At 30.6% G+C, this 24,197-nt stretch carries 23 protein-coding genes and 1 tRNA gene; 13 read left to right on the top strand and 11 right to left on the bottom strand.

The annotated features are described in order from the left end of the window. Positions 1–85 precede the first annotated feature (85 nt). Together ACVC08_RS06895 and ACVC08_RS06890 are read right to left on the bottom strand one after the other, a co-directional pair. Entirely contained in the window at positions 86–1,066 is a 981-nt protein-coding gene (locus ACVC08_RS06895; protein ID WP_452599448.1) for a ribonucleotide-diphosphate reductase subunit beta, read from the bottom strand. Positions 1,067–1,431: 365 nt separating this feature from the next. Next, on the bottom strand, positions 1,432–2,004 hold the full coding sequence (locus ACVC08_RS06890; protein ID WP_452599449.1) for a DUF3109 family protein: 573 nt from the start codon (positions 2,002–2,004) through the stop codon (positions 1,432–1,434). Positions 2,005–2,167: 163 nt separating this feature from the next. On the opposite strand from ACVC08_RS06890, the gene ACVC08_RS06885 reads away from it, so the two are divergent. Genes ACVC08_RS06885 through ACVC08_RS06875 form a run of 3 tightly spaced genes read left to right on the top strand, consistent with a single transcriptional unit; the run spans position 2,168 to position 3,600 of the window. Next, positions 2,168–2,752, top strand: a complete 585-nt coding sequence (locus ACVC08_RS06885) for a MarC family protein (RefSeq protein ID WP_452599450.1) — start codon at positions 2,168–2,170, stop codon at positions 2,750–2,752. A 48-nt stretch (positions 2,753–2,800) separates the two neighbouring features. After that, complete coding sequence (locus ACVC08_RS06880) at positions 2,801–3,001, top strand: hypothetical protein (RefSeq protein ID WP_452599451.1); 201 nt, start codon at positions 2,801–2,803, stop codon at positions 2,999–3,001. Beyond that, positions 2,998–3,600 carry an FAD-dependent oxidoreductase gene (locus tag ACVC08_RS06875; RefSeq protein WP_452601499.1) on the top strand — a complete coding sequence of 201 codons (603 nt, stop codon included), beginning with the start codon at positions 2,998–3,000 and terminating at the stop codon, positions 3,598–3,600. Before ACVC08_RS06880 ends, ACVC08_RS06875 begins: the two co-directional genes overlap by 4 nt. Positions 3,601–3,604: 4 nt before the next feature. On the opposite strand, the gene ACVC08_RS06870 is transcribed toward ACVC08_RS06875, so the two are convergent. The 3 genes from ACVC08_RS06870 to ACVC08_RS06860 form a co-directional block, all read right to left on the bottom strand. Beyond that, positions 3,605–5,197, bottom strand: a complete 1,593-nt coding sequence (locus tag ACVC08_RS06870) for a S41 family peptidase (RefSeq protein WP_452599453.1) — start codon at positions 5,195–5,197, stop codon at positions 3,605–3,607. After that, positions 5,197–5,628 carry a deoxycytidylate deaminase gene (locus ACVC08_RS06865; protein ID WP_452599454.1) on the bottom strand — a complete coding sequence of 144 codons (432 nt, stop codon included), beginning with the start codon at positions 5,626–5,628 and terminating at the stop codon, positions 5,197–5,199. Before ACVC08_RS06865 ends, ACVC08_RS06870 begins: the two co-directional genes overlap by 1 nt. 191 nt (positions 5,629–5,819) lie before the next feature. After that, positions 5,820–6,407 carry a HupE/UreJ family protein gene (locus ACVC08_RS06860; protein ID WP_452599455.1) on the bottom strand — a complete coding sequence of 196 codons (588 nt, stop codon included), beginning with the start codon at positions 6,405–6,407 and terminating at the stop codon, positions 5,820–5,822. 224 nt (positions 6,408–6,631) lie between these two features. Between ACVC08_RS06860 and ACVC08_RS06855 the strand changes: the two genes are divergently transcribed. Beyond that, positions 6,632–7,051 carry a hypothetical protein gene (locus tag ACVC08_RS06855; RefSeq protein WP_452601498.1) on the top strand — a complete coding sequence of 140 codons (420 nt, stop codon included), beginning with the start codon at positions 6,632–6,634 and terminating at the stop codon, positions 7,049–7,051. On the opposite strand, the gene ACVC08_RS06850 is transcribed toward ACVC08_RS06855, so the two are convergent. From ACVC08_RS06850 to ACVC08_RS06830, 5 genes are all read right to left on the bottom strand, one after another. Then, positions 7,048–7,494: a TlpA family protein disulfide reductase gene (locus tag ACVC08_RS06850; RefSeq protein ID WP_452601497.1), complete on the bottom strand. Its 447-nt coding sequence runs from the start codon at positions 7,492–7,494 to the stop codon at positions 7,048–7,050. The two genes, ACVC08_RS06855 and ACVC08_RS06850, sit on opposite strands and share 4 nt — an antisense overlap. Before the next feature lie 1,079 nt (positions 7,495–8,573). Next, on the bottom strand, positions 8,574–9,251 hold the full coding sequence (locus ACVC08_RS06845) for a hypothetical protein (protein ID WP_452599458.1): 678 nt from the start codon (positions 9,249–9,251) through the stop codon (positions 8,574–8,576). Positions 9,252–9,283: 32 nt separating this feature from the next. Then, on the bottom strand, positions 9,284–9,760 hold the full coding sequence (locus ACVC08_RS06840) for a hypothetical protein (protein ID WP_452599459.1): 477 nt from the start codon (positions 9,758–9,760) through the stop codon (positions 9,284–9,286). Positions 9,761–9,866: 106 nt separating this feature from the next. Beyond that, a complete protein-coding gene (locus ACVC08_RS06835; protein WP_452601496.1) occupies positions 9,867–11,096 on the bottom strand; it encodes a helix-turn-helix domain-containing protein in 1,230 nt (409 codons plus the stop codon). Between the two features lie 441 nt (positions 11,097–11,537). Beyond that, a tRNA-Leu gene (locus tag ACVC08_RS06830) sits at positions 11,538–11,619 on the bottom strand. A gap of 145 nt (positions 11,620–11,764) precedes the next feature. Between ACVC08_RS06830 and ACVC08_RS06825 the strand changes: the two genes are divergently transcribed. The 3 genes from ACVC08_RS06825 (at position 11,765) to pth (ending at position 14,059) form a co-directional block, all read left to right on the top strand. Beyond that, on the top strand, positions 11,765–12,706 hold the full coding sequence (locus tag ACVC08_RS06825; protein WP_452599461.1) for a ribose-phosphate pyrophosphokinase: 942 nt from the start codon (positions 11,765–11,767) through the stop codon (positions 12,704–12,706). A 26-nt stretch (positions 12,707–12,732) separates the two neighbouring features. Then, positions 12,733–13,338: a 50S ribosomal protein L25/general stress protein Ctc gene (locus tag ACVC08_RS06820; protein WP_452599462.1), complete on the top strand. Its 606-nt coding sequence runs from the start codon at positions 12,733–12,735 to the stop codon at positions 13,336–13,338. Between the two features lie 154 nt (positions 13,339–13,492). Next, positions 13,493–14,059 carry an aminoacyl-tRNA hydrolase gene (gene pth / locus ACVC08_RS06815; RefSeq protein ID WP_452599479.1) on the top strand — a complete coding sequence of 189 codons (567 nt, stop codon included), beginning with the start codon at positions 13,493–13,495 and terminating at the stop codon, positions 14,057–14,059. Positions 14,060–14,155: 96 nt separating this feature from the next. Here the strand turns inward: pth and ACVC08_RS06810 are convergent, their stop codons facing one another. Continuing rightward, positions 14,156–17,491 (bottom strand): zinc-dependent metalloprotease, encoded by a 3,336-nt coding sequence (locus ACVC08_RS06810; protein WP_452601495.1) that lies wholly within the window; start codon positions 17,489–17,491, stop codon positions 14,156–14,158. Between the two features lie 256 nt (positions 17,492–17,747). Here ACVC08_RS06810 and ACVC08_RS06805 point away from each other — a divergent pair, with 256 nt between their 5' ends. The 6 genes from ACVC08_RS06805 (at position 17,748) to ACVC08_RS06780 (ending at position 24,141) form a co-directional block, all read left to right on the top strand. Further along, positions 17,748–18,668 (top strand): bifunctional riboflavin kinase/FAD synthetase, encoded by a 921-nt coding sequence (locus tag ACVC08_RS06805; RefSeq protein WP_452601494.1) that lies wholly within the window; start codon positions 17,748–17,750, stop codon positions 18,666–18,668. After that, the gene (locus tag ACVC08_RS06800) at positions 18,658–19,968 is read left to right on the top strand and encodes an HTTM domain-containing protein (RefSeq protein ID WP_452601493.1); all 1,311 of its coding nucleotides are present in this window, start codon (positions 18,658–18,660) and stop codon (positions 19,966–19,968) included. The genes ACVC08_RS06805 and ACVC08_RS06800 overlap by 11 nt, the downstream gene beginning before the upstream one ends. A 224-nt stretch (positions 19,969–20,192) precedes the next feature. Further along, positions 20,193–21,464, top strand: a complete 1,272-nt coding sequence (gene serS / locus ACVC08_RS06795) for a serine--tRNA ligase (RefSeq protein WP_452601492.1) — start codon at positions 20,193–20,195, stop codon at positions 21,462–21,464. Between the two features lie 137 nt (positions 21,465–21,601). Further along, the gene (locus ACVC08_RS06790) at positions 21,602–21,727 is read left to right on the top strand and encodes a hypothetical protein (RefSeq protein ID WP_452599467.1); all 126 of its coding nucleotides are present in this window, start codon (positions 21,602–21,604) and stop codon (positions 21,725–21,727) included. Positions 21,728–21,870: 143 nt separating this feature from the next. Beyond that, positions 21,871–23,619, top strand: coding sequence for a tetratricopeptide repeat protein (locus ACVC08_RS06785; RefSeq protein ID WP_452601491.1), 1,749 nt, complete (start codon positions 21,871–21,873; stop codon positions 23,617–23,619). Positions 23,620–23,625: 6 nt separating this feature from the next. After that, positions 23,626–24,141: a GNAT family N-acetyltransferase gene (locus tag ACVC08_RS06780; protein WP_452599469.1), complete on the top strand. Its 516-nt coding sequence runs from the start codon at positions 23,626–23,628 to the stop codon at positions 24,139–24,141. Positions 24,142–24,197: the final 56 nt, after the last annotated feature.

Genomic DNA, 24,197 nt, shown 5'->3' with positions numbered 1-24,197 from the left:
TTTATTTAATGGAAGCTACGTAGCTTTATTTAATGTGGTGTTTTGTTAGGTTACCTAAATTATTAGGCAGAAGATTCACATTTATCTAAAAATCAGCATCAAAACTGAATTTATCTTCTTCTTCTTCTTTGTTAAGCACTCCTGCTTTTTGATATTCGGATACACGTTTCTCGAAAAAATTTGTTTTTCCTTGAAGCGAAATCATATCCATAAAATCGAAAGGGTTTGCTGTATTATATTCTTTTTCGCAACCTAGTTCTCCTAAAAGTCTATCGGTTACAAATTCTAAATATTGTTCCATCAATTTGGCGTTCATGCCAATTAAACTTGCTGGAAGAGACTCTGTAATAAATTCTCTTTCAATATTTAAAGCGTCTACTATAATTTCTCTTATTCTTTCTTTTGGCACTTTATTTACTAAATGCTTTTCGTGTAGGTGCACTGCAAAATCACAGTGTACGCCTTCATCTCTAGAAATCAATTCGTTAGAGAATGTTAAACCTGGCATTAGTCCTCTTTTCTTTAACCAGAAAATAGAACAAAATGCTCCAGAAAAGAATATACCTTCTACTGCTGCAAATGCTATTAAACGCTCTGCGAAACTTGGAGACTCAATCCATTTAAGAGCCCAATCTGCTTTTTTCTTAATTGCAGGGAAGGTTTCTATAGCATTAAATAGACCGTTTTTCTCTTTTTCGTCTTTTACATAGGTATCTATTAATAGCGAATAGGTTTCACTATGAATATTTTCCATCATGATTTGAAATCCATAAAAGAATTTTGCCTCACTATATTGTACTTCGTTTACAAAATTTTCTGCTAAATTTTCATTTACAATACCATCACTAGCTGCGAAAAATGCTAAGATGTGTTTTATAAAATAACGCTCGTCATCGTTTAATTTGTTTTTCCAATCTGTAAGATCTTGATGTAGATCGATCTCTTCTGCTGTCCAAAAACTAGCTTCAGATTTTTTATACCATTCCCAAATATCATGATGCTGAATAGGGAATATTACAAATCTATCTTTATTTTCTTGTAAAATTGGCTCGACGCTTTGAGACATAATTTAGTGTTATTTTTATGAAAAAATGAAATGAAATTTTAACTCGTTTTGAGACAAACAAAGATTGCAAATTACATCTAATTCTGAAAGCCTATATCTATTAAAACTTCGTAAAGTTTTTAACACTAAATGTTGAAATGTGATGTTACTAGCGTGTTTTATTGAGGTTTAAAGTGTTTTACTTTTTTTAATAATTATTTTATAGCCCATATAAAAATTTTAAAGCTATAATTTGTATATACCAAAATTTAACACTTTAAAATATGCTTATATAGCATGCTAGGCATGAGTTCTTTACAATAAAAATATTTATACAACTTGTTAAACAGCTTAACGTAGTTATACTAAAAAAAGTGAATTAGTTTTTATTGATTTAGTTTTTGCTCTGCTACCTTCTCTAATTCATTATACCAATCTTCTCCGAATTTTCTAATAAGTGCTTCTTTTACAAATTTGTATATAGGAATTTGTAACTCTTTACCTAATGTACAGGCATCACTACAGATGCTCCATTTGTCGTAATTAACAGCAGAAAACTCACTATATTCTTTTACTCTAATTGGATATAGGTGACATGAGATTGGTTTTTTCCAAGAAACGACACCTTGATTATATGCTTCTTCTATTCCACAAAGTGCAGTTTTTTTTTCATCAAAGATAACATAGGCACAATCTGCACCATCTATTAAAGGGGTTTCCAATTCTCCAAAATGACTTGTAATAAATGTGCCTTGCTCTTCTATTGCTTTTATACCTTCTTTGCGTAAAAATGGCTTTACTTCTGGGTAAATATCTTCAAGTATTTGTGTTTCTTCTTTTGTTAATGGCGCTCCAGCATCTCCATCTACACAGCAAGCGCCTTTACATGCTGAAAGGTTGCACATAAAATCGTTTTCGATAATTTCTTCTGAAACAATTGTTTTTCCTAATTGAAACATAAATACTAATTCTAATAGAATACAAATATAGTATTACTACAAAAAATATCACCTTTAAAACAACTTATAATTGTTTAGGTGTTTTAATTAAACTTTACGTTAGTTTAATACACTATATAATTCTAAAGCACTATTTTTGCCGAAAATTTAAATCGCGCAAATTATGCTTCTTAATTTTAAAGAAATTATTACGGCCTTTATGGTCCTTTTTGCTGTAATAGATATTATAGGAAACATTCCTATTATTATAGATTTACGCAAAAAAGTTGGACATATACAGAGTGAAAAAGCTTCTATTATTGCTGGTATTATTATGATTGTTTTTCTTTTTCTAGGACAAAGTTTATTGTCGCTTATAGGAATAGATGTAAATTCTTTTGCCGTTGCTGGTGCTTTTATTTTATTTTTTATTGCTTTAGAAATGATTCTAGGTATTACCCTATATAAAGATGATGAGGATGGCAACTCTATTACAGCTTCTGTTTTCCCTTTAGCTTTTCCTTTAATAGCAGGCCCAGGTAGTTTAACAACCTTGTTGTCTCTGCGTGCTGAATTTAGAATAGAAAATATTATTATAGCTGTTATATTAAATGTTATCCTTATTTATATAGTATTAAAAACGTCTAGTCGTATTGAGCGTTTTATTGGTCCAAACGGTATTAAAATTATACGTAAAGTTTTTGGAGTTATTTTATTAGCTATTGCTGTAAAACTTTTTGCACAAAATATTAAGGTTTTACTTGCCTAATAATAGTAGTATCTTTAAAGTATGTTTACAAATTAAATATAGAAACTAATGAAACTTTTTACATACATTTTTACAATTATTGCTATTGGATTAATTATATATAATGCTACAAAAATTAATTGGGACACTCCTTTTGAAGGGCAAAGTATTATAGGCTTAATTACTATTTTTGCTGCCCTTTGCGGAATTATTTTATTACAGATTTTACGTGTTTCTAAAAAAATAGAAACGCAATCTAGAAAAAAATGATAGATACTTTAATTATAGGTGGTGGTGCCGCAGGCCTATCTTGCGCTCTTGTTTTAGGCTCTGCCTTAAATAAACCGTATGCCAAAGACAAGTGTGTAGCTATAATTACACACCAAAAAACCTCTCACCTACAAAACGCTTTATTAAATAATGTTTTAGGTTTTGCTCCTGCAACTCTAGGTAAAAATATTTTAATTGAAGGTAAGCAGCAACTAACAGACTTATATCCTGAAGTACAACAAATTGATAAAGAGAAAACGCTACAAATAGAAAAAACGGCTATAGGTTTTAAGGTAACAACTAATAAAAACGAATACATAGCTAAGCATGTTGTTATAGCTGTAGGTTATACAAATTTAATTACTATAAAAGGACTTGAAAATTACATAGAACCTCATCCTAGAGCTGCAATAGAAAAAAATAGAATTTGGCTAAAAAACACAGATCACTGTATTGAAAAGGGATTATATGTTGCTGGTACTTTGGCTGGTTGGAGAAGTCAGTTTTCTATTGCTGCAGGTAGTGGTGCACATGTAGCAACAGATATTTTAACACTATGGAATAATGGAAAACACACCAAAGTGCACGATAAAGCCTAGCAGGTTATTTATTTTCTTCACTTAGGGTTATAACTTCATTAATCATAACATCTTTTTTATTTATAACTTCTTCAAAAGCTCCAGCTCCAAAAAGTTGCTCTGCTATTGCTGCTTTTAAATATTGCTTAACTTCTTCTTTATAGGCAACAAAAACCATATTTGTTCTGCGTTTTATTTTTAAATAGTCTTGAAACTCTACAACTACATCATCTTCAACTTTATAATTATCTATAAAATCTTGCCTAGTTTCATCTTTAAAAACAGTTCTATCTTTTTCTAATACTTCAAAAGCAAAGCTATTTATATAACCTCTACGTTGTAAAAACGTAATGGTTTCGTTTTGCATTCCTGTGTCTAAAGCAACAAAAACATCTGGTATTATACCTCCTCCTCCATAAACTACTTTACCTTTAGGTGTTGTGAATTTTAAAGAGTCTGCAACTTTAATTTTTTCTGGATCTAGCAACTCACCATTATCTACCCTAGAATAGTAGTCATCAAAATAATCTGCATTTCCTTTTTTGTAAGATCGTTGTATAGATCTTCCTGTCGGTGTATAATATCTAGAGACCGTTAAACGCACTGCACTTCCATCTCCTAATTTCATTTCGCGTTGCACTAAGCCTTTACCGTAAGATCGTCTACCAACAATGGTTCCTTTATCGTTATCTTGTAAAGCTCCTGCTACGATTTCGCTTGCAGAAGCAGAGTTTTCATCTATTAAGACATATACATGTCCGTCTTCGAATGCACCTCGTCTAGTTGCAAAACTTTTTTCTATTTTACCGCGTTTATTTTTAGTAAATAAAATTAATTTATCGTCTTCTAAAAACTCATCTACGATTTGTTCAGCGATACCTAAAAACCCACCTGGATTCCCTCTTAAATCTAACACTAGTTCTGTTGCTCCATCTTTTTGCAAATTATTAAGTGCTCGCTTAAATTCTTTATATGTAGACTCAGCAAATCTATTTATTTTAATGTAACCTAGTGTTCTTGTTAGCATGTACGAGGCGTCTACACTTTTAATAGGGATATGATCTCGTTTAATTTTAAACTTTAATAGTTCTGGCTCTCCTCTTCTATAAACTTCTAATAATACTTCTGTATTTATTGGGCCTTTTAATCGTTTTACCAAATCTCCATTTGCTCCATCTCTTCCGTACAATGTATCTCCATTTGCAAATACAATTCTATCTCCTCCTTTTATACCTGCTTTTGCGCTAGGCCCTCCTTCTATAGCCCGTATTACAGCAATAGAGTCGTTGTAGGGGTAAAAACTTACGCCAATGCCTACAAAATCTCCTTTCATATTTTCTGTTACACTTTCCATTTCTTCTTTTGGAATGTATACAGAATGCGGATCTAGATTCTCTAAAATACCATTAACTGTAACATCTACAATGCTATCTGTATTAATCTCATCTACATACTCGTAGTCTATGTAATCTATAAGTCTATTTAATTTGTCTTTTTTACTATTAGATGTAAATAACCGGTCTGAGCTATCATTAAAGTTTAGTGTTCCACCAATAAAAATACCAACCGCTATTGCAGCACCTATAATAAGTGGGAAGTATTTTTTATATGTATTCATTACGCTCTAGAATCTTCTATTTGTTCTATTATTATTCCTGCTTTATCTAAAAATTTAAGTCCGGAGTCATCCTTGTATCCTTCTTTATAAACAACTCTAACAATCCCTGCTTGATGTATTAGCTTACTACATTCTTTACATGGAGACATAGTAATATATAATGTTGCTCCTTTACAGGATTGTGTAGATGAAGCCACTTTTAATATTGCATTTGCTTCTGCATGCAACACATACCATTTTGTATACCCCTCATCGTCTTCACAAAAGTTTTCAAACCCTGTTGGAGTGCCATTAAATCCATCAGATATTATCATTCTATCTTTAACAATTAATGCTCCTACTTGTCTTCTTTTACAAAAGGATAATTTTCCCCATTCTTCAGCTATTCGCAAGTATGCTTTATCGTATCTGTGTTGTTTATGTTTTGGCATGTATAAAAACTATCATTAACATTGTAAGTACCTACTAAAAACAGGGTGTTTTCTATTTATAGCCCCATTAATTTTTTTTAGTTCATTAAAAACTAAAGTTGTACGCTTATAAACTAATATAACGAAGATAAGTTGATTGTATTTTAATTACAATTTAAATATTGAAGATTTATGAAAACTTTATGTTATTGTTAAAATATATTTCTATTTAATAGCATAGGGATTACCAATCCTACAACTATAGCTGATACAACCATAATCCAATCTCTTTTAGAGAATCTAAAAACTGTCTGCGTTAAATATCCTAAAAACAGAACTATAAAAACAATAATTATTTGTGCAATCTCTATTCCTAAAGCAAATTCAAGAAGTGTTACTATTTTATTATCGTTTTTACCAACTAGAATAGATAGTTCTCTTGCAAAACCTAAACCATGTACCAAACCAAAAAACAGTGTAGAGAAAAACAATACTCCTACTTTTTCTTTCTGCGCCCCTTTGCCTGCTGTAAATACATTAAATAAAGCGACAACAAGTATAGTTACTGGTATTAAAAACTCTACAATACTTGCCGATACTTTTACTGCTCCGTATGTTGCTAAAATTAAAGACAATGTGTGCCCAACCGTAAAGAGTGTAACTAATAAAAATACGCGTTTCCAGTCTTTAAACAAATAAGGCACTGTTAACACTATTAAAAACAGGACATGATCGTACGCATTAATATCTAAAACGTGATTAATGCCGTATTGTATATTAAACCAAAGTTCTTCTAACATAAATATTGAGTTTAGAGTGACTCAAATATACATTAAAAATAGAATATTATTGCTAGTATTTAGCACATAGAAACTATGATCTACAACAAATAATAATCTTATGTTTTTTTAGAAAAAACAGACTCAATATTACATGTATTTAAAACTGACATGGTATATTATAACATTTTATTTCTATATCCTTTATCTTTAAGACTGTAACTGTATTCAAAAAAATTACAATTATGAATCCAAAAGTTAGAAACATCTTCGCCGTTTTAGCTGGATGGCTTGGTGGTAGTAGTATTAATATGGGGTTAGTAAAAGTAGGCCACATATTATTTCCTATAGCAGATTTAGACCCAAACGATTTAAATTCCATAGCAGAAATTATGCCCGCTTTAGATTATAGATACTTTATTTTTCCTTTTTTAGCTCATGCTTTAGGCACACTAATTGGTGCTTTTATTGCAGGAATGATAGCTGCTAAAAATAAAATGAAATTTGCATTAGTTATTGGAGTTCTATTTTTAATAGGTGGTATTTTAATTAATTATATAATTCCTGGTCCTATTTGGTTTATAATTTTAGATCTTGTTGCAGCCTACTTACCAATGGCCTGGATAGGAGGACTATTTGCTTTAAAATTTTTAAATAAAAACTAGGTTTCATTTATTAAACTTTCTATAGCATAATACAATCTATTTTGTGCTCCATATTGCGAGCCAAAAATAGATCTGTACACATCCCCTTGTTTATTAATTATTACCCAATGTGGAGTGCCTTCACATTTAAAACTATCGTAAACACTTTTTGTTTCGTCTAAATAAATTGGGAAAGGTAAATTGTTTATAGTAAAGATACTTTTAATTTCTTCTTTAGTAGTTTTAGCATTTCCAAAATTAACATGTATTCCTACAACTTGTATCTTTTTATAGTCTTGTTTAAATTTGTGCGCTAAAGGGATTGCTCTTCCTGTACAACCAAGACAAGCATTGTTATAAAACAACAACAATAACGGTTTATTTTTATATTTAATCATTAGGTTAACTTCTAAATAATCTAAATCTTTAACCTTTATAGCTTGTATTTTATTTTCTGTCTCCATTGTATATAAAAGACCCCTAAAATACTAATTAATATTTTACGTCATTAGCATATTAGGCTTACAACTTATAAAAAATAAATCAGCTTTATATTTACCTACAAACATCTAGCGGAATTACAATAACAAGTATAAATAGTTTTCTCATTTTACAAATCAGATATAAAGTTTACTTAGTTTAGAACTAATTAAGGTCAGTACTATATATTTGTCCCCAATATATTATGACGCATTTGTAATCCCTAGAAAATGATCCTATTACCTAATTACTACTATTTATTTTTTGTTATCTATCCACTAGACATGTAGGCCCCAACTAACTACTTTTTTTAAATTAAAAAATCTAAAACCTGTAGTATTCTATTATTTCAATAGTTTTTATTCTTAAACTTCACAATAGTTTTTTTAAGCATAAACCTTCTTAAAAAAATAAGTGTATAAAAAATAGCCTAATTCTATATTTACCTACAAATATCTAGTGGAATTATAATAACAAGTTTAAAATAGTTTTCTTATGGATTATGTAATTTAGAATTAATTAATGTCGTCCTTCGTTAGCTCCTCGAATATATTATGACGTCCTTTATAATCCTTAAAAATAATCCTGTTTCCTAATTACTGCTATTTATTTTTTGTTACCAATCCACTAGATTTGCAGGGGCTCTTCAACCAACTACTTCCTTTTAAATTAAAAAATCTATAATAGATAGCATACTACTATCTCAATTACTATATTCTTAAACATTATGATGTTTTTTTTAAAACAATAACCATCTTAAAAAAGATCAAGCATAAAAAAATGACCTAACTGTTGTTTCCTACAAATATCTAGTGGAGTTAAAATAACAAGGATAAATAGTTTTCCTAATTTTACAAATCAAATTTAAAATTCACATCGCTTAGAATTAATGTCAATAGTTATATTTCTCCCGAATATATTATGACGCTTTGTAGTCCTTAAAAAATGATCCTATTACCTAATTACTACTTTCTACTATTTATTTTTTGTTACCAATCCACTAGACTTGTAGGCCCCAACTAACTACTTCTTTTAAATTAAAAAATCTAAAATAGGTAGTATACTAATCATCTTCTTCTTCCTTAAACTTTACAACTATCCATCGCTTTAAGTATAAGCCATCGTAAAAAATTAAAGCTGCCATACCTGGCCCCATTACATAATCTTCTTTTATAGAAAAACGATTTATAGAATTTGTACCATTTGCATCATCATTTTCTCTTAATGTTAAATTTTTATTAGAACTACCATTATACAAATAGATTAATCTTCCATGAGTTCCATTTGATATCCCTGCAATGGATGCTCCATTATGATTTATTTTAAAAGCATCTACACCAGCATTTGTTGATGTTAACTCTAAGTTTACATTATTGTTTGTACCAGATGAAATAGCTAGTGCTTTTTCTGCAAATGTTAAATCATTATCACAACAACATTCAGAAACAAACCTTACCCACTTATCTACTTCCCAGTAATAATATCCAGGTGTAACATCATTAATTGTTTCTGTATTATATACAATTGTTCCATCTACCAAATTTCCTCCAACTGGGTTTGTAATAGGTGTAGCTACATCAGTTCTTACCAGTTTTACTCTTGGAGGCAATAGCCCTAACGTTTCTACATCTATATCTAAAGCTGCCTGAGGATTTGTTGTACTAATACCTACTTGCCCATAAATAAAAGAACAAGAGACAAAACAAAGTATTACGATAATAAAAAATCTAATTTTGCACATTTTTATAGTTGATTTAAATTTTAGTATTTATTTTAATTAGGAGTGAGACAGTCTAAAATAGCTTTCTCATTAATCTTTTTTAAAGATGATATTCGTTTAGATTGTATTAAAGCTTCATCTACAGACTTATTATAAACATTTATAACCTCTTTATTAAACTCAGGTATTTCTGAAGCTTCTATTGTTAATATTTGTGTTTGATATATAAAAGTATTTAGTATGTGTGTATTTGCATATCGCATAGATTCTGTAACTTGTTTTATTTCTCGTTTAGAAATGATTAATTGTAAGTAAAACACATTGAGTAAAAAGAAAAAGAAGCATACAAATACACTTAACCACAATAGGCTTAAATTATAATGAGATTGATGCCCATGTATTGTATACAGTATATTAACATCTTTAATAGTATAGAAACGAAGAAGCATATAGACCAGTATGGCTATTATAATTCCGCTTAATGCAAAAAAGAAATCCTTAAACTTAATTTGATAAGAATAAATTTTCATTTTTCTATTGTTTTAAAAATGCAAATATATATTCCTGTTTAGTCTAGATATTAATATAATTCCTTTTACATGTATAGATTTCTGAATTCAAAACATAATTACAAAATTAGTCCTGTCTCTTTTTTTTGTACATGGCAGGTGTAGATTTCTCAAACTTTTTAAAAGCACTATAAAAAGAAGCTCTAGAGTTAAAACCTACTTCTATACCTACACCTTCAATAGACAAATGGTCTTTTAAAGGGTTTTTTAAAATGGCCTTCGCTTTATCTATTCTGTACTTATTTATATAAGTATTAAAATTGTATCCTGTAAGTTTATTTAATGAAAACGACACTCTTCTTGGATGTACATTAATAGCATTAGAAAGATTGTTTAAAGCAAAATCTTTATTTATATACACCTCAGACTCTACTAGATAAGCATCTACTTTTTTAAGAATATTATTCATTTCTTTATGATCCATATATTCGTATGTCTTTTCATCATCTTCAATAGTATCTTCTGCAACATAAAGTTCTGGCTTACTGTTTTCATAAGGCAATAAGCCTTTTTCTCTATAATTTAAGTCTAAAGATTTAAAATCATCCAACACAGAGTTTATGGAATGTTGTGTAAACCCTTTAAAACAAATCCAATAAATTAATATTAAGTTAGAGACATTAGATAAAATGTACCAAAAACTATGTATCGTAAAACCATCTATTAAAAGGATAACTTGAAATAAAATACTTGCATACAAGAACCATTTACACCAATTTAACTGCTTATCTAGCAAGTAGGTGTATTGGTTTTTAATTTCTACTTGATGTTTTTTTATTAAGTTCAGTGTTTTTATTCCAATAAAAATAGAATACAAAAGCCCAAATGCGTAATATTCCATTGAATAATAAAAAGGTTTTAGGGACAATTTTATAGGAATTGGTTGAATAAAAATAAATATCCCTATAACAAACTCGACAAAGCCTGGTATTAAAACCCAATAATTTGTTTTTTTCGTTTTTAAAATCGATATTTTCTGAATATATAAGTAAAATAAAGGGAAGGCCGAAAAATGAAAATGAGCTGGAAATAGCTCTAAATATGGATATTGATTTAATATGTCTAGAGAGTATAATAAGCTTGGTATTGGCTCTAGCGAAAAAAGAAGAATAAAGCCCCCTAAATAAGCAAAATACTTCTTTTTTTCTTTTTTAGAGTTCAGAATTATAAACATTAAGCCAAAAAGAACTCCTTGGATAATACCTACTACATCAACAATGTTGATAAAAGTATTTGTTGAATCCAAATCCAAAATTATTTCTTTTTGTTTTTGAAACATGGCTAAACTCGTATGCATTAAATTTTAAATTAGGGATTGTTAATTGATTTTGAAGAATTATTCGGCAAAAATGTTTCTTTAATTTTAAACACTTGTTAAATAAAAGTTTTAAAAATGTATAAATTTCTGAAATCACTACACCTTACAACAAAAAAACTTAGCCTCATAAGGTACAAATAAATCTTAAAAAGTCCTGTAAATACATATATGGGAGCAACATTGGGGTTGTTTTTAATATAATATGAATAAATTAATGGATTTATAAAAGCAATTTAATCTAGGTTTAATATTATTTTTTTTCCACTCTTATCTTATAATAATACTTTTCTACAAAATATTCATATTAAAATCAGTTACTACCCAATATCATAAATATTCACATATCTTAAAAAACAACTTAATCTAAATAAAAGAAAAACCTCAATCTATTTATGTTAAATAGATTGAGGTTTTAAAAAGTACTCAAGGTGGGGATCGAACCCACACTTCCGAAGAAACTGGATTTTGAATCCAGCGCGTCTACCAATTCCGCCACTTGAGCTATTGGAAGCGCAAAAATATATCTTTTTTCTGTAAATACTTTAAAAATAGTCTCTATATATATTATGATAGATGAAAAAAAACTCTAAATTTGCACGCAATTAAAAAACATGTAGTGTTACACACTGCAAAACAACATTTTAACTATGTCTATTACACAGCCAGAAGCTAAGATTTTTTCTATTACGCAAAGTAAAACTTTAGCTGAAAAGATTGCAGCCTCTTATGGTACCTCTTTAGGGAACGTTATAACCTCTACCTATAGCGATGGAGAGTTCCAACCATCTTATGAAGAGTCTATACGTGGTAAACGTATTTTTGTTATTGGATCTACCAATCCAAGTTCAGAAAACTTAATGGAAATGTTGTTAATGCTAGATGCAGCTAAACGTGCTTCTGCTAGACATATTACTGCTGTTTTACCTTACTTTGGTTGGGCAAGACAAGATAGAAAAGATAAACCTAGAGTACCTATTGCTGCAAAATTAGTAGCAAAAATGTTAGAAGCTGCTGGTGCAACCCGTATTATAACAATGGATTTGCATGCAGATCAAATACAAGGATTTTTTGAAAAACCGGTAGACCATTTATTTGCATCTACAGTATTTTTACCTTATTTAAAAAGCTTAAATCTAGATAATTTAACTATTGCTTCTCCAGATATGGGTGGTTCTAAAAGAGCCTATGCATACTCTAAGGCCTTAGAAAGCGATGTTGTTATCTGTTATAAACAACGTGCAAAAGCTAATGTAATATCTCACATGGAATTAATTGGTGATGTTACTGGTAAAAATGTTGTTTTAGTAGACGATATGGTTGATACTGCTGGTACTTTAACCAAAGCCGCAGATTTAATGATGGAAAGAGGTGCACTTAGCGTAAGAGCAATCTGTACACACCCTATACTATCTGGAAGTGCATACGAGAGACTTGAAAACTCTAAACTAGAAGAATTAATAGTAACAGACTCTATACCATTAAAGCAAGAAAGTAATAAAATAAAAGTACTAACTTGCGCAGACTTATTTGCAGAAGTAATGCACAATGTACATTACAATAAGTCTATAAGTTCTAAATTTTTAATGTAATTAATAATTAAATATAAATAACAAAAATGAAATCGATTACAATCAACGGATCTCTAAGAGAAAGCGTGGGCAGAAAAGCAACAAAAGCCTTACGTAATGCTGACCAGGTTCCTTGCGTATTATACGGAGGAGACAAGACAGTTCATTTCTCAGCAGCTGAATTAGCATTCTCAAAATTGGTTTACACACCTAATGCGCATACAGTTGTAATTAGTTTAGAAAATGGAGACAGCTATAATGCTATCTTACAAGACATTCAATTCCACCCTGTAACAGACAGAATTTTACACGTAGATTTCTATCAATTATTTGATGATAAAGAGATCACTATGGATATTCCTGTTGCATATGTAGGAAACTCTAGAGGTGTTAGAGCTGGTGGTGTTTTACGTAAAAACAAACGTAGCTTAAGAATTAAAGCTTTACCTGGTAATTTACCAGATTTTATTGAAGCTGATATTTCAGAACTTAAAATTGGAAACAAATTATACATTACTGCTTTAGAAAGTGATGGTTATAAATTTATGCATCCAGAAAACACTGTTGTATGTTTAGTTAAACGTTCTAGAACATCTGTATCTGATGCTGACGACGACGACGATGAGGATGAAGAAACTGCAGCAGCAGAATAAAACTTATAATTCTTTATAATATTAAAAGCATTCTGTTTATTCAGAATGCTTTTTTATTTTTGAGTCCTTAATTATTATTATTTCTATGCTTAAAAAGCTTATTAATATTTTTATAAATAGTAAAGCTACATTTACTATTGAAGAACAAGACCCTATGAAAAAATTTCTTATTGTAGGTTTAGGAAATATTGGTCCTAAATACGAAAACACACGTCATAATATTGGCTTTAAAATACTAGATTTTTTTGCTAAAAAAGAAGACTTAACCTTTGAGACTCAAAAACTAGGAGATATAGCAACCTATAAGTTAAAAGGTCGAACTTTTATATTTTTAAAACCCAATACTTTTATGAACCTAAGTGGGAAAGCCATTTTATATTGGTTAACTAAAGAAAAAATCCCCTTAGAAAACTTATTAGTTATTACAGACGACCTTAATTTGCCCTTTGGAAGTCTACGCATTAAAACTAAAGGTAGCGATGGCGGGCACAACGGCTTAAAAGACACTCAAAATGCCTTAAACACGACAAAATATAACCGTTACAGATTTGGCATAAGCGATGCTTTTAGCAAAGGAAGACAAGTTGATTACGTATTAGGTGAATGGACAGAAGAAGAACAGGAAAAGCTACCAGAAAGGTTAGAAAAAAGCATTGAAATCATTAAATCTTTTGTTTTGGCTGGTGTTAGTAATACTATGAATGCTTATAACGGCAAATAGTATGCTTCTAGTAATGTATTTAGACATTTTTTTCATAGAAAAGCAAAAAAGGAAGCCAATAGGCTTCCTTTTTTTATAAGTATTGAGTAACTAGTTTTAGTTAACAATAATCTTTTTACTTTGTTTTTTAACACCATCAGAAACCTCTAAAATATACATACCAGCTTGTACGTTATTTAAGTTTACTGTTTCATTAAATGTAGGGCTGCTTTCGTATCTCTTATCAAAAACACGTCTACCGCTTATGTCATATACAGTCATACTAATATCATTAGTAGATGATGTATTTAATTTAACATTAAACGTTCCGTTATTTGGGTTAGGGAATACAAATAAACCTGTAAGTTCATTATTAAACTCCTCTACAGATAAAGATCCTTGTACACATAAGTATAAATCGAAGCTATTAAATGTTCCTCCATCTTGATTGGCATCATCAACAACTGTTAAAACCCAATCTCCACCAGAGTTCTCTCCATATAAGGTAGATAAATCTCCCTCTGGCACATAACTTCCCGTAAAAGGAGCCGTTCCTCCTGTAATAGGCCCATCTGTTCCTTCTTGATCGAAAACAGTATTTGTATAGTTATCACCACTACCTCCGTTATCTGAAGTTAATTCTATAACTGTTCCTGCTGGACTAGTTAGTGTAATATCTAAATCGGCTGCCCATGAATGATCTATATTTATAGTAACATTAACATCTGTAATAGGGAAATCTGCACCTACGTTTACAGTAGATGTAATTGTATTTCCTGCTCCAGAAGCAGAGATTACTTGAGACACATTATCTACATAGTTTCCACAAGTTAAATTAGCAGTTGTAAAGCTATATGTAGCAGATGCAGCTGCTGTAGCACATTGGTTAGATGCAGTTACTCTCCAATAGTATTGAGTATTTGCAGCTAAAGCTGTTGTTGTGTAAGATGTAGTTTGTACTGTGGCAGACTCTACTATAGTTGCAAATCCACTATCTGACGCCACCTCAACTAAGTAATTTTGAGCATTAACATCTGCATTCCATGTTAAGTTTCCATCAGCAGGAACATCTACTGCTCCATCTGCTGGTGCCGTTAGTGTTGTTGCACTAATTGTACCATTAAATACATTTAATGTAACATCTACATTTTTAGTAATAGCTCCAGAAACTCCTGTTATTGCAAAAGGATAACTACCTGTTGCTAAAGCGCCTGTTCCAGATACAGTAACAGTAAAAGTTGTACCATCTGCTGTAGCAGATGTAGGGTTAATTACAGCATTTGCTCCTGCAGGTAAACCTGTAACAGAGAAGTTTGTTGTATCTGAAAATCCTAAGAATGTATTATAAGTACAATTGTAAACAGCATCATCTGGTGTACATATATCTATAACTGGGTTAGCTACAGAAATTACAAACTCAGATTCTTGTATCGTAAAATTCGTTGAATTTACTGCATAGAATATATTATTATTACCTTCAACTATTACTCTTGCCATAGTAGTATCTCCTCCTGTTACTGGTACAGTAACATCGTGAGTCCCGTCGTTTGGCACATTAGATGCCATTGTAAATGGAAATGTTAAACCTCCATCTGTAGATAATAAAATATTTACCGTTGGTGTATTTACAGCTCCACCATCAGTTCCTGCAACATCCCAAGTTACAGTCTGTGTTGAACCAGCATCCCAACTTACATTTGTTGTTTGTGATGTAACCGCAAATGGACCAGATGCTCCATCTACTGTTACTACCATTTCATCAAAATCTGTTTGAGGCATTTGTCCAACCCCATTAGCTTCAGATCTATCTCTAACTGTTAAAGCAAAATTTAAATCTCTACCTACAGTAGAAACAGTTTCCCAAGATGTATTAGCTACAGTCTCTACTGGGTTAGTTTCAGTAAGCTGTCCATTTAATACACGACTTAATATAGGCATATATCTATTAGGGTTTGTACTTGGTGGACGAGATCTAAACATCGCTCCACTAGTGTTTGTTGGTCCAAAAGATGTATTTGGCACTACACCATCATCTACTTGTTCCCATGTATAAGTTAAAACATCACCTCCATCAGGATCTGTTGCTGCTCCTTTAAGAATAAAAGCCGTTCCCATAGGAATTGTATAATCGCTTCCCGCATCTGCAACTGGTGGTGCATTTGTAATAGCAGTAGTAACTGCACAAGTATTTGCCCCTGTTGTTACGTTATTAAGAATTTGATCGATACTATGGTAGTGGAAATAAGGATCACTATGATCTTGTACATCACTTCCTCCAGTAATACCAGCATATCCCATTATGGTTGTACCACTTCCTGGTTCTGCATTTACACCTGTTCCTTCAGAGTTGAATGACCATGTGTGGTTTGCTCCCATTTGGTGTCCTATTTCATGTGGCACATAATCGATATCGAAAAAATCTGCCATATATGGTCCGCCATCATTATCTACAAATTGGTGAGAAGAGAATCCACTTCCCTTTCCATTTGTACACACACAACCAATACATCCTGCATTACCATTATTAGCATCATTATGTAATAAGTGTCCTATATCGTAATCTGCTTCTCCAACTGTAGCTGTTAGATTTGTTTGCAAATCCCCATTTAAGTTCCCTCCATAAGGATCTGTTCCAGAGTAAATTAAATCTAACGCAGGGTCGTCTGCAGTATCAACTAAAACAAATGTAATAGCCATATCTACTTCAAAGACCTCGTTGTTTCTGTTTAATGTAGAAATCATTTGAGCTAAAGCATCTTGTTGTGCATCACCATTTCCAGCATTACCATCATCCCAGAAAGCTGTATATTCTGAAGTTGTTGATACCGCAATTCTAAAGGTTCTTAATAATTGATCATTAGCATCTCTACTAGTTAACGTCATTGCTTCTTTTTTAACCATCTCTCCTATTGTAGAACACTCAAAGTCTTCTGAATAGTCTGGTCTAGCATTTCTATTGTAAACTAAATACTGTCCGTTAGATACTTTAGTTGCTGGTTGAATAAACACAGTTTCTTCTCCAGGTGTAGAAATCATAGCATTTAAACCTAGTGGTGTAACACTGAATCTTACTCTAGTTCCTTTACCATCTACACTAGATCCTAAATATGTTTTAATATTTGGATGTGCAATAGCAGCATATTCTGGGTCAGAAAATATCGATGTCTCAACTACTCGATATTGAGCTGTTTTTCCATTTATACTAGGAAAAGTAATTATAGTATTAGATTTTCCATTAGAAGCACTTCTTAAAGGCGCACCAACTAATTGCTCTTTAAATCCTTCGATATTTAATTGAAAAATACTATAATTTTCCTTATCTAATTTTTTCATAGACACACCTTGTGTCCCATCTCTAAATGTACTTGATGACCATACGCTTTGTTGTGCAGAAACTACTCCTACACACAATGATAGTATCAAAACAAATACGTAATGTAATTTTGTTCTCATGAATGAAGATTTTTTAATTCACTCAAATTTAACACTTATTTTCTTTTTTTCATCATAAAAACAAATTTAATACCTTGTTTTTAACACCATTAAACGTTAAATAATGCAATAAACTAAATATTAACACCAATAAATAAATCTATCGATTTAATAGGATATTACTTAATAAACTTAGAAGCATTAGTTAATAATATTGGAAGCTCTTAATGTTATTCCAATTGCTTTTCTATTTTTGTATTATAAATTATTTTCATTTTTGAGATCTACACCTAAATCAGAAAAGCAAACAGTAATTACCATAGGCACTTTTGATGGTGTCCATATTGGACATCAGAAAATAATACAACGCTTGGTTACCGTTGGTAAGGAAAAAAGTTTAGAACCTACTATTCTTACTTTTTTTCCTCACCCAAGAATGGTTTTACAAAAAGATGCCAACATTAAACTTATTAATACTATAGATGAAAAAAAAGACATCTTAGCTAATTACGGTGTAGCGTCTTTAATTATTAAAAAATTCACTCAAGAGTTCTCAAGGTTAACAGCTAAAGAATTTGTTGAAAATATATTAGTTAAAGAGCTTAAAGCAAAATATATTATTATTGGGTACGACCATCATTTTGGCAGAAATAGGGCAGCAAATATTGAAGATTTGAAAGCTTTTGGTGAGGTTTATGATTTTAAAGTTGAAGAAATAACGGCGCAAGATATTAATGATGTCGCTGTAAGTTCTACAAAAATTAGAAATGCTCTAGAACTAGGCGATATTGAAACTGCTAACGCCTATTTAGGCTATAACTTTATATTAACTGGAGAAGTTGTAAAAGGTAAAGGCCTAGGGCGCACTATTGATTTCCCTACCGCCAATTTACAATTACAAGAATCTTACAAATTAGTTCCTAAGCAGGGTGTATATATAGCCAAAACTATATACCAAAACAAAACCTATTATGGCATGATGAACATAGGGACTAACCCAACAGTAAATGGGATTAAACAGACTATAGAAATTCATTTTTTCGACCTAAACGCCTCCCTTTATGGAACACTCTTACAAGTTGAGATTTTAAAGCGGTTAAGAGACGAAGAAAAATTTGAATCTATAGAAGCTTTAAAAAAACAATTATATTTAGATCAAGAAAATGCTTTAAGATACATAACAGACAATGTTAAATAAATTTTTATTCAAATATATAGATAACAGCTCGCTTGTAGTCTTTAGGATTATTTTCGGGTTACTATGTTTTTTAGAATCTGTAGGTGCTATTTTTACTGGTTGGATTAAAAGAACTTTAATTGACCCAGAATTCACTTTTTCCTTTATTGGTTTTGAATGGTTACAGCCTTTACCAGGAGATTGGATGTATGTATATTATTGTGTAATGGGGTGTTTTGGCTTACTCATTATGTTAGGATACAAATATAGAATGAGTATGATTGTGTTTACCATAATGTGGTCTTGTACTTATTTTATGCAAAAAGCATCTTATAATAACCATTACTATTTACTTATATTATTAAGTGCAATAATGGTATTTCTCCCAGCAAACAAGTATGCCTCTATAGATGCTAAACTAAATCCTAGCATAAAACGCAATGCCATGCCTAGTTGGTGTAAATGGGTATTTGTAGTACAATTATTCATTTTATATACTTACGCCTCAATTGCTAAAATGTATCCAGATTGGATGGATTTAACATTTCCAAAAATATTAATGGCAGGAAAAGCTAATTACCCCATAATTGGAGGCTTTTTGCAAAATGATTTTATGCCCTATTTAATATGCTATGGTGGTTTATTGTTTGATGGTTTAATTATACCGTTGCTTCTTTTTAAACCTACTAGAAAGTATGCTTTTTTCGCCTCTATTTTTTTCCACTTATTTAATGCTATTGTATTTCAAGTTGGTGTTTTTCCTTTTTTATCTCTAGCATTTTCATTATTCTTTTTTGAACCGAAAACGATAAAAAATATATTCTTGAAAAAGAAAGTTTTTTATGATAAAGCAGAGATTATAGTTCCTTCTTACAAGAGACCTATGTTAGTCGTTTTTTGTATTTATTTTATTATTCAAATAGCATTGCCACTCCGCCATCATTTTATTGAAGATAGTGTATTATTTACAGAGGAAGGCCATAGAATGTCATGGAGGATGATGCTACGCGCTAAACATGGTGTTGCCGTTTATACAGTAGAAGATAAAGCTACCAAAGAAAGTAAAATTATAAATTTAGACAATTACTTATCGGCCAAACAAAAACGAATGGCTAGCTCAAAACCAGATGTAATATGGCAATTTGCTCAACATTTAAAGCAAGATTTTAAAACAAGAGGTAAAGACATTGCAGTATACGTTAATTGTAAAATAAGTGTAAATGGAAAGCCTTATAAGCAATTAGTAAACCAAAAAACAGATATAGCGAGTGTTAAATGGAATCCTTTTGCTCATAGCGAATGGTTACTTCCTTCAAAATAGACCTACAAATTATTTCCTAGCATCTAAAAACTTACTACTTTTACGCTTTTAAATTAAATTTATAATTTGCGTTAAGGATTGAGCAATATGTATAAAATCTTTTTATTTTCCAAAAAAAAAATAAAAAAGCGAGTTGCGAAATGAATACATTCACGATTCATAAATAAAAAGATAATAAACAAGAGTAAAGTCTGACCTGTAAGGGAACGCCCAAACAAAACATCATGTTACAAGTACCATTTATTAGAGACAATAAGGATCTCGTAATCGAGCGTTTAGCAAAACGAAATATTGATGCTACACAAATGATTAACGATGTTATTCTTTTTGATGAGGAACGCCGCGCGTTACAAGCTGAATTAGATAACACTTTAGCGGAATCTAATAAGTTATCCAAAGAAATTGGTGTGTTGTATAAATCTGGTGAAGCAGAAAAAGCAACTGTTTTAAAAGCAAAAACAACAGATTTAAAGAAGCTTGTAGAAACTTTAAAAGAAAACTTAAGTACAAAAGCCGAGGATTTAAATCAGTTATTATATAAAATACCTAATGTTCCTAATGCAATTGTTCCTAAAGGAAATACAGACGAGGATAACGAAGAAACCTTTAGAGAGGGTGATATCCCTGTATTACATGATGGTGCATTACCACATTGGGAATTGGCAAAGAAATACGATATTATAGATTTTGAGCTAGGAAACAAAATAACAGGAGCCGGCTTCCCAGTATACAAAGGAAAAGGCGCCCGTTTACAGCGTGCTTTAATAGCTTATTTTTTAGATAAAAATACAGCTGCTGGCTATACAGAATACCAATTACCTCACTTAGTAAACGAGGCTTCTGGATTTGGAACAGGACAGTTACCAGATAAAGAAGGGCAAATGTACCACGTTACTGGAGATAACTTATACTTAATTCCTACAGCCGAAGTTCCTGGTACAAACATATTTAGAAATGTAGTATTACCTGAAAGCGATTTACCTGTTGGTATAACTGGTTACACGCCTTGTTTTAGAAGAGAAGCGGGAAGTTATGGCGCTCATGTTCGTGGATTAAATAGATTACATCAATTTGATAAAGTAGAAATTTTACGTGTAGAACACCCTACAAAATCTTATGAAGCATTAGATGGTATGGTAGCACATGTAAAAGAAATTTTAAGAGAACTAAAATTACCATATCGTATTTTACGTTTATGTGGAGGCGACCTTGGTTTTACATCTGCTTTAACTTACGATTTTGAATTATTTTCTACTGCACAAGACCGTTGGCTGGAAATATCTTCTGTATCTAATTTTGAAACTTTTCAAGCCAATAGATTAAAGTTACGTTTTAAAAATAGTGAAGGTAAAAACGAATTAGCACACACTTTAAATGGAAGTGCTTTAGCTTTACCTAGAGTTTTAGCTGGTATTTTAGAAAACTGCCAAACAGAAGAAGGCATAGTAATACCTGAAGTATTAGTACCATATACAGGGTTTAAAATTATAAATTAAGGCTTATAAAAGTAGCTCTTTTCTCTATTTTAATCGATTAAGTGTTAATTTTTAACGTTATTTGACGATTTTTTCAATGTTTTGTTTGATTTAATAGATTTTATTATGAAATTTATTTTTCCCAAATCTAACAAATCATGAAAAACATTAAACGTCTACTTTTGTTAGCTACGTTAATTGTTATTGCTTTTAAAGTATTTTCATCTGATGTTGAAAAAATAAACACCCCAAAGCAAAACAATGTAGCTATTGTAAACAACTAAACGATTTTAAAAACCCTTTAAACACTATAAGCAAAACCTGATTAATTTCAGGTTTTTGCATTTATTTCACAATATCTACATACTACTTTTGTTATATTTACAGAAAGTAAATAAATATGCGGTTTTTAATACTATTTCTTTTTTTGTTTAGTCTCAATACGTTTGCACAAGACGATATTGTAGCAAGAGAGTATTTTAAAAATGGAGAGTTTGAAAAAGCATTAATATCTTATAAAAGTCTTATAAAGAAAAACAAAAATAATCCTAGTTATATTATTCAATTAATAAAAATACACCAACAACTAGAGCAATATACAGAAGCACAAAGTTTAATTGAAGCTCAATTAGCAAAAAGAGCTTATGGCCCATATATTATAGAGTTAGGCTATAACTATGCTTTACAAAAAGATACTATAAATGCCAAGTTAAACTATGATAAGGCTATTAAATCTATAGAAACTAATGCCAATTATGCTTATGGAATAGGTAGACGTTTTGAAAACCTTTCTCTACTAGATGAAGCTATTACCACTTATAAAAAAGCAATGGATTTAAAACCAGAGCTTAATTTTAATATGCAATTGGCACGTATTTATGGAGAGCAAGGAGATATTGAAAAAATGTTTAATAGCTACGTTAATTTCTCTGAAGTTAATGCCTCTTATTTAAATAATATAAAAAGAGAGTTTAGTACCTTTATTAGTGAAAATGGCACCAATGAAAATAATATTATCTTAAAAAAAATTCTACTTAAAAAAATACAGACTAGCCCTAACATCATCTGGAACGAAATGTTAAGTTGGTTGTTTATTCAGCAAAAGGATTATAAAAAAGCATTTATACAAGAAAAAGCAATCTATAAAAGAGAACTAACCTCTTTAGACCGTGTTGAAGAATTAGCACTAATAGCTTATACTAATAAAAAGTACGACTTAGCAAAGCAAATGTTTTTGTTTATTATAGAGAATACTCAAGACATAGACACGAAAATTAGTGCTCATTACAATACACTTAAAATTGAAACAGAACTAGCTTCTAAAAAAGACTATCCAGATATTAATAATAAATACCTAAATACTATTAATGAATTTGGTCGTTTCTCTAATACTTTAGACATACAAATTGCTTACGCTCACTTTTTAGCATTTAACGAGAATAAAACTAAAGAAGCTATTGCTTTTTTAAAAGAAAGTTTAAAACTAAACCTTACTACATTTAACCTTGCGAAAATAAAACTAGAACTCGGTGATATTTTAGTATTAGAAGAAAAGTTTAATGAAGCTCTAATCTATTACACACAAATACAACGAAGTTTAAAAAACAGCACCTTATCTCAAGAAGCCCGTTTTAAAGTTGCAAAAACAAGCTATTATAAAGGTGATTTTAAGTGGGCAGAATCGCAGTTAAAAATATTAAAATCTTCAACATCTCAACTTACAGCAAATGATGCCTTAGATTTAAAACTGCTTATCTCAGACAATAAACTAGACGACTCACTTCAAGTAGCTTTAAAAAGTTATGCCAAAGCAGACTTGTTAGCTTTTCAAAACAGAAAGGACGAAGCCATTACTATTTTAAGTACTATTTTAAAGAACCATAAAACAGAAGCTATTATTCCGCAAGCACTTTTAAAGCAAGGACAGTTATTTGAAGATAAGCAAGAATATGAAAAAGCAAAAGACAACTACGAAGCTATAATTAAAAATTACAAAAAAGGCATCCTTATAGACGATGCATTATTTGCATTAGCCGAATTGTATGCCAATAAATTGGCCTTACCAGAAAAAGCAAAAGCATTATACGAAACTATAGTTTTTAACCATGCCGATAGTATCTACTTTGTAGAATCTCGTAAAAGATTTAGAGCCTTGAGAGGTGATGCTATAAATTAAAACAAGATGATAATAGCAGAAACGAAGAGACTTATTATTTCTAAATTTACTACAGAAGATGCTCCGTTTTATTTAAAACTAGTAAACACACCTCATTGGATACAATATATAGGAGATAGAAATATAAAAACACTAGACCAAGCTATAACTGCTTTAAAAGAAGGCAATATTAAAAGCTACAAAGACAATGGTTTTGGTTTCTACAAACTACTCTTAAAAGATAATAACTTAAAACCAATAGGCACATGTGGTTTAATAAAACGTAACACCTTAGACGATGTAGACATAGGTTTTGCTATGCTTCCAGAATACGAAAGAAAAGGGTTTGGTTACGAAGCCTCTTTAGAAATTATAAAACTAGCTAAACATAAATTTAACTTAAAACGTATAATAGCCATTACATTACCTAACAATAAAGGTTCCATAGCACTATTGGAAAAATTAGGGTTAAACTACGAAAAAACTGTATTTCCTTTTGATGCTGATGAAGAACTTCTGTTATTTGCAAAAAAATTGGATTAATAAATTGATTTACTTTATTAACGTATAGAATTTCAAATTTATAATACTACAAAATC

The sequence above is a fragment of the Pontimicrobium sp. MEBiC06410 genome, assembly GCF_053601615.1.
The sequence above is the reverse complement of the archived record's forward strand: the minus strand, read 5'-3'. Positions and strand labels throughout refer to the sequence as shown.

What these genes read in the sequence shown, in the direction of transcription:
- ACVC08_RS06790 (WP_452599467.1), top strand. Translation starts at nt 21,602, where the DNA reads ATGAAAAACATTAAACGTCTACTTTTGTTAGCTACGTTAATTGTTATT.
- ACVC08_RS06810 (WP_452601495.1), bottom strand. Translation starts at nt 17,491, where the DNA reads ATGAGAACAAAATTACATTACGTATTTGTTTTGATACTATCATTGTGT.
- pth (WP_452599479.1), top strand. Translation starts at nt 13,493, where the DNA reads ATGAAAAAATTTCTTATTGTAGGTTTAGGAAATATTGGTCCTAAATAC.
- ACVC08_RS06825 (WP_452599461.1), top strand. Translation starts at nt 11,765, where the DNA reads ATGTCTATTACACAGCCAGAAGCTAAGATTTTTTCTATTACGCAAAGT.
- ACVC08_RS06855 (WP_452601498.1), top strand. Translation starts at nt 6,632, where the DNA reads ATGAATCCAAAAGTTAGAAACATCTTCGCCGTTTTAGCTGGATGGCTT.
- ACVC08_RS06845 (WP_452599458.1), bottom strand. Translation starts at nt 9,251, where the DNA reads ATGTGCAAAATTAGATTTTTTATTATCGTAATACTTTGTTTTGTCTCT.
- ACVC08_RS06800 (WP_452601493.1), top strand. Translation starts at nt 18,658, where the DNA reads ATGTTAAATAAATTTTTATTCAAATATATAGATAACAGCTCGCTTGTA.
- ACVC08_RS06870 (WP_452599453.1), bottom strand. Translation starts at nt 5,197, where the DNA reads ATGAATACATATAAAAAATACTTCCCACTTATTATAGGTGCTGCAATA.
- ACVC08_RS06880 (WP_452599451.1), top strand. Translation starts at nt 2,801, where the DNA reads ATGAAACTTTTTACATACATTTTTACAATTATTGCTATTGGATTAATT.
- ACVC08_RS06780 (WP_452599469.1), top strand. Translation starts at nt 23,626, where the DNA reads ATGATAATAGCAGAAACGAAGAGACTTATTATTTCTAAATTTACTACA.
- ACVC08_RS06850 (WP_452601497.1), bottom strand. Translation starts at nt 7,494, where the DNA reads ATGGAGACAGAAAATAAAATACAAGCTATAAAGGTTAAAGATTTAGAT.
- ACVC08_RS06885 (WP_452599450.1), top strand. Translation starts at nt 2,168, where the DNA reads ATGCTTCTTAATTTTAAAGAAATTATTACGGCCTTTATGGTCCTTTTT.
- ACVC08_RS06835 (WP_452601496.1), bottom strand. Translation starts at nt 11,096, where the DNA reads ATGCATACGAGTTTAGCCATGTTTCAAAAACAAAAAGAAATAATTTTG.
- ACVC08_RS06840 (WP_452599459.1), bottom strand. Translation starts at nt 9,760, where the DNA reads ATGAAAATTTATTCTTATCAAATTAAGTTTAAGGATTTCTTTTTTGCA.
- serS (WP_452601492.1), top strand. Translation starts at nt 20,193, where the DNA reads ATGTTACAAGTACCATTTATTAGAGACAATAAGGATCTCGTAATCGAG.
- ACVC08_RS06895 (WP_452599448.1), bottom strand. Translation starts at nt 1,066, where the DNA reads ATGTCTCAAAGCGTCGAGCCAATTTTACAAGAAAATAAAGATAGATTT.
- ACVC08_RS06890 (WP_452599449.1), bottom strand. Translation starts at nt 2,004, where the DNA reads ATGTTTCAATTAGGAAAAACAATTGTTTCAGAAGAAATTATCGAAAAC.
- ACVC08_RS06865 (WP_452599454.1), bottom strand. Translation starts at nt 5,628, where the DNA reads ATGCCAAAACATAAACAACACAGATACGATAAAGCATACTTGCGAATA.
- ACVC08_RS06875 (WP_452601499.1), top strand. Translation starts at nt 2,998, where the DNA reads ATGATAGATACTTTAATTATAGGTGGTGGTGCCGCAGGCCTATCTTGC.
- ACVC08_RS06820 (WP_452599462.1), top strand. Translation starts at nt 12,733, where the DNA reads ATGAAATCGATTACAATCAACGGATCTCTAAGAGAAAGCGTGGGCAGA.
- ACVC08_RS06860 (WP_452599455.1), bottom strand. Translation starts at nt 6,407, where the DNA reads ATGTTAGAAGAACTTTGGTTTAATATACAATACGGCATTAATCACGTT.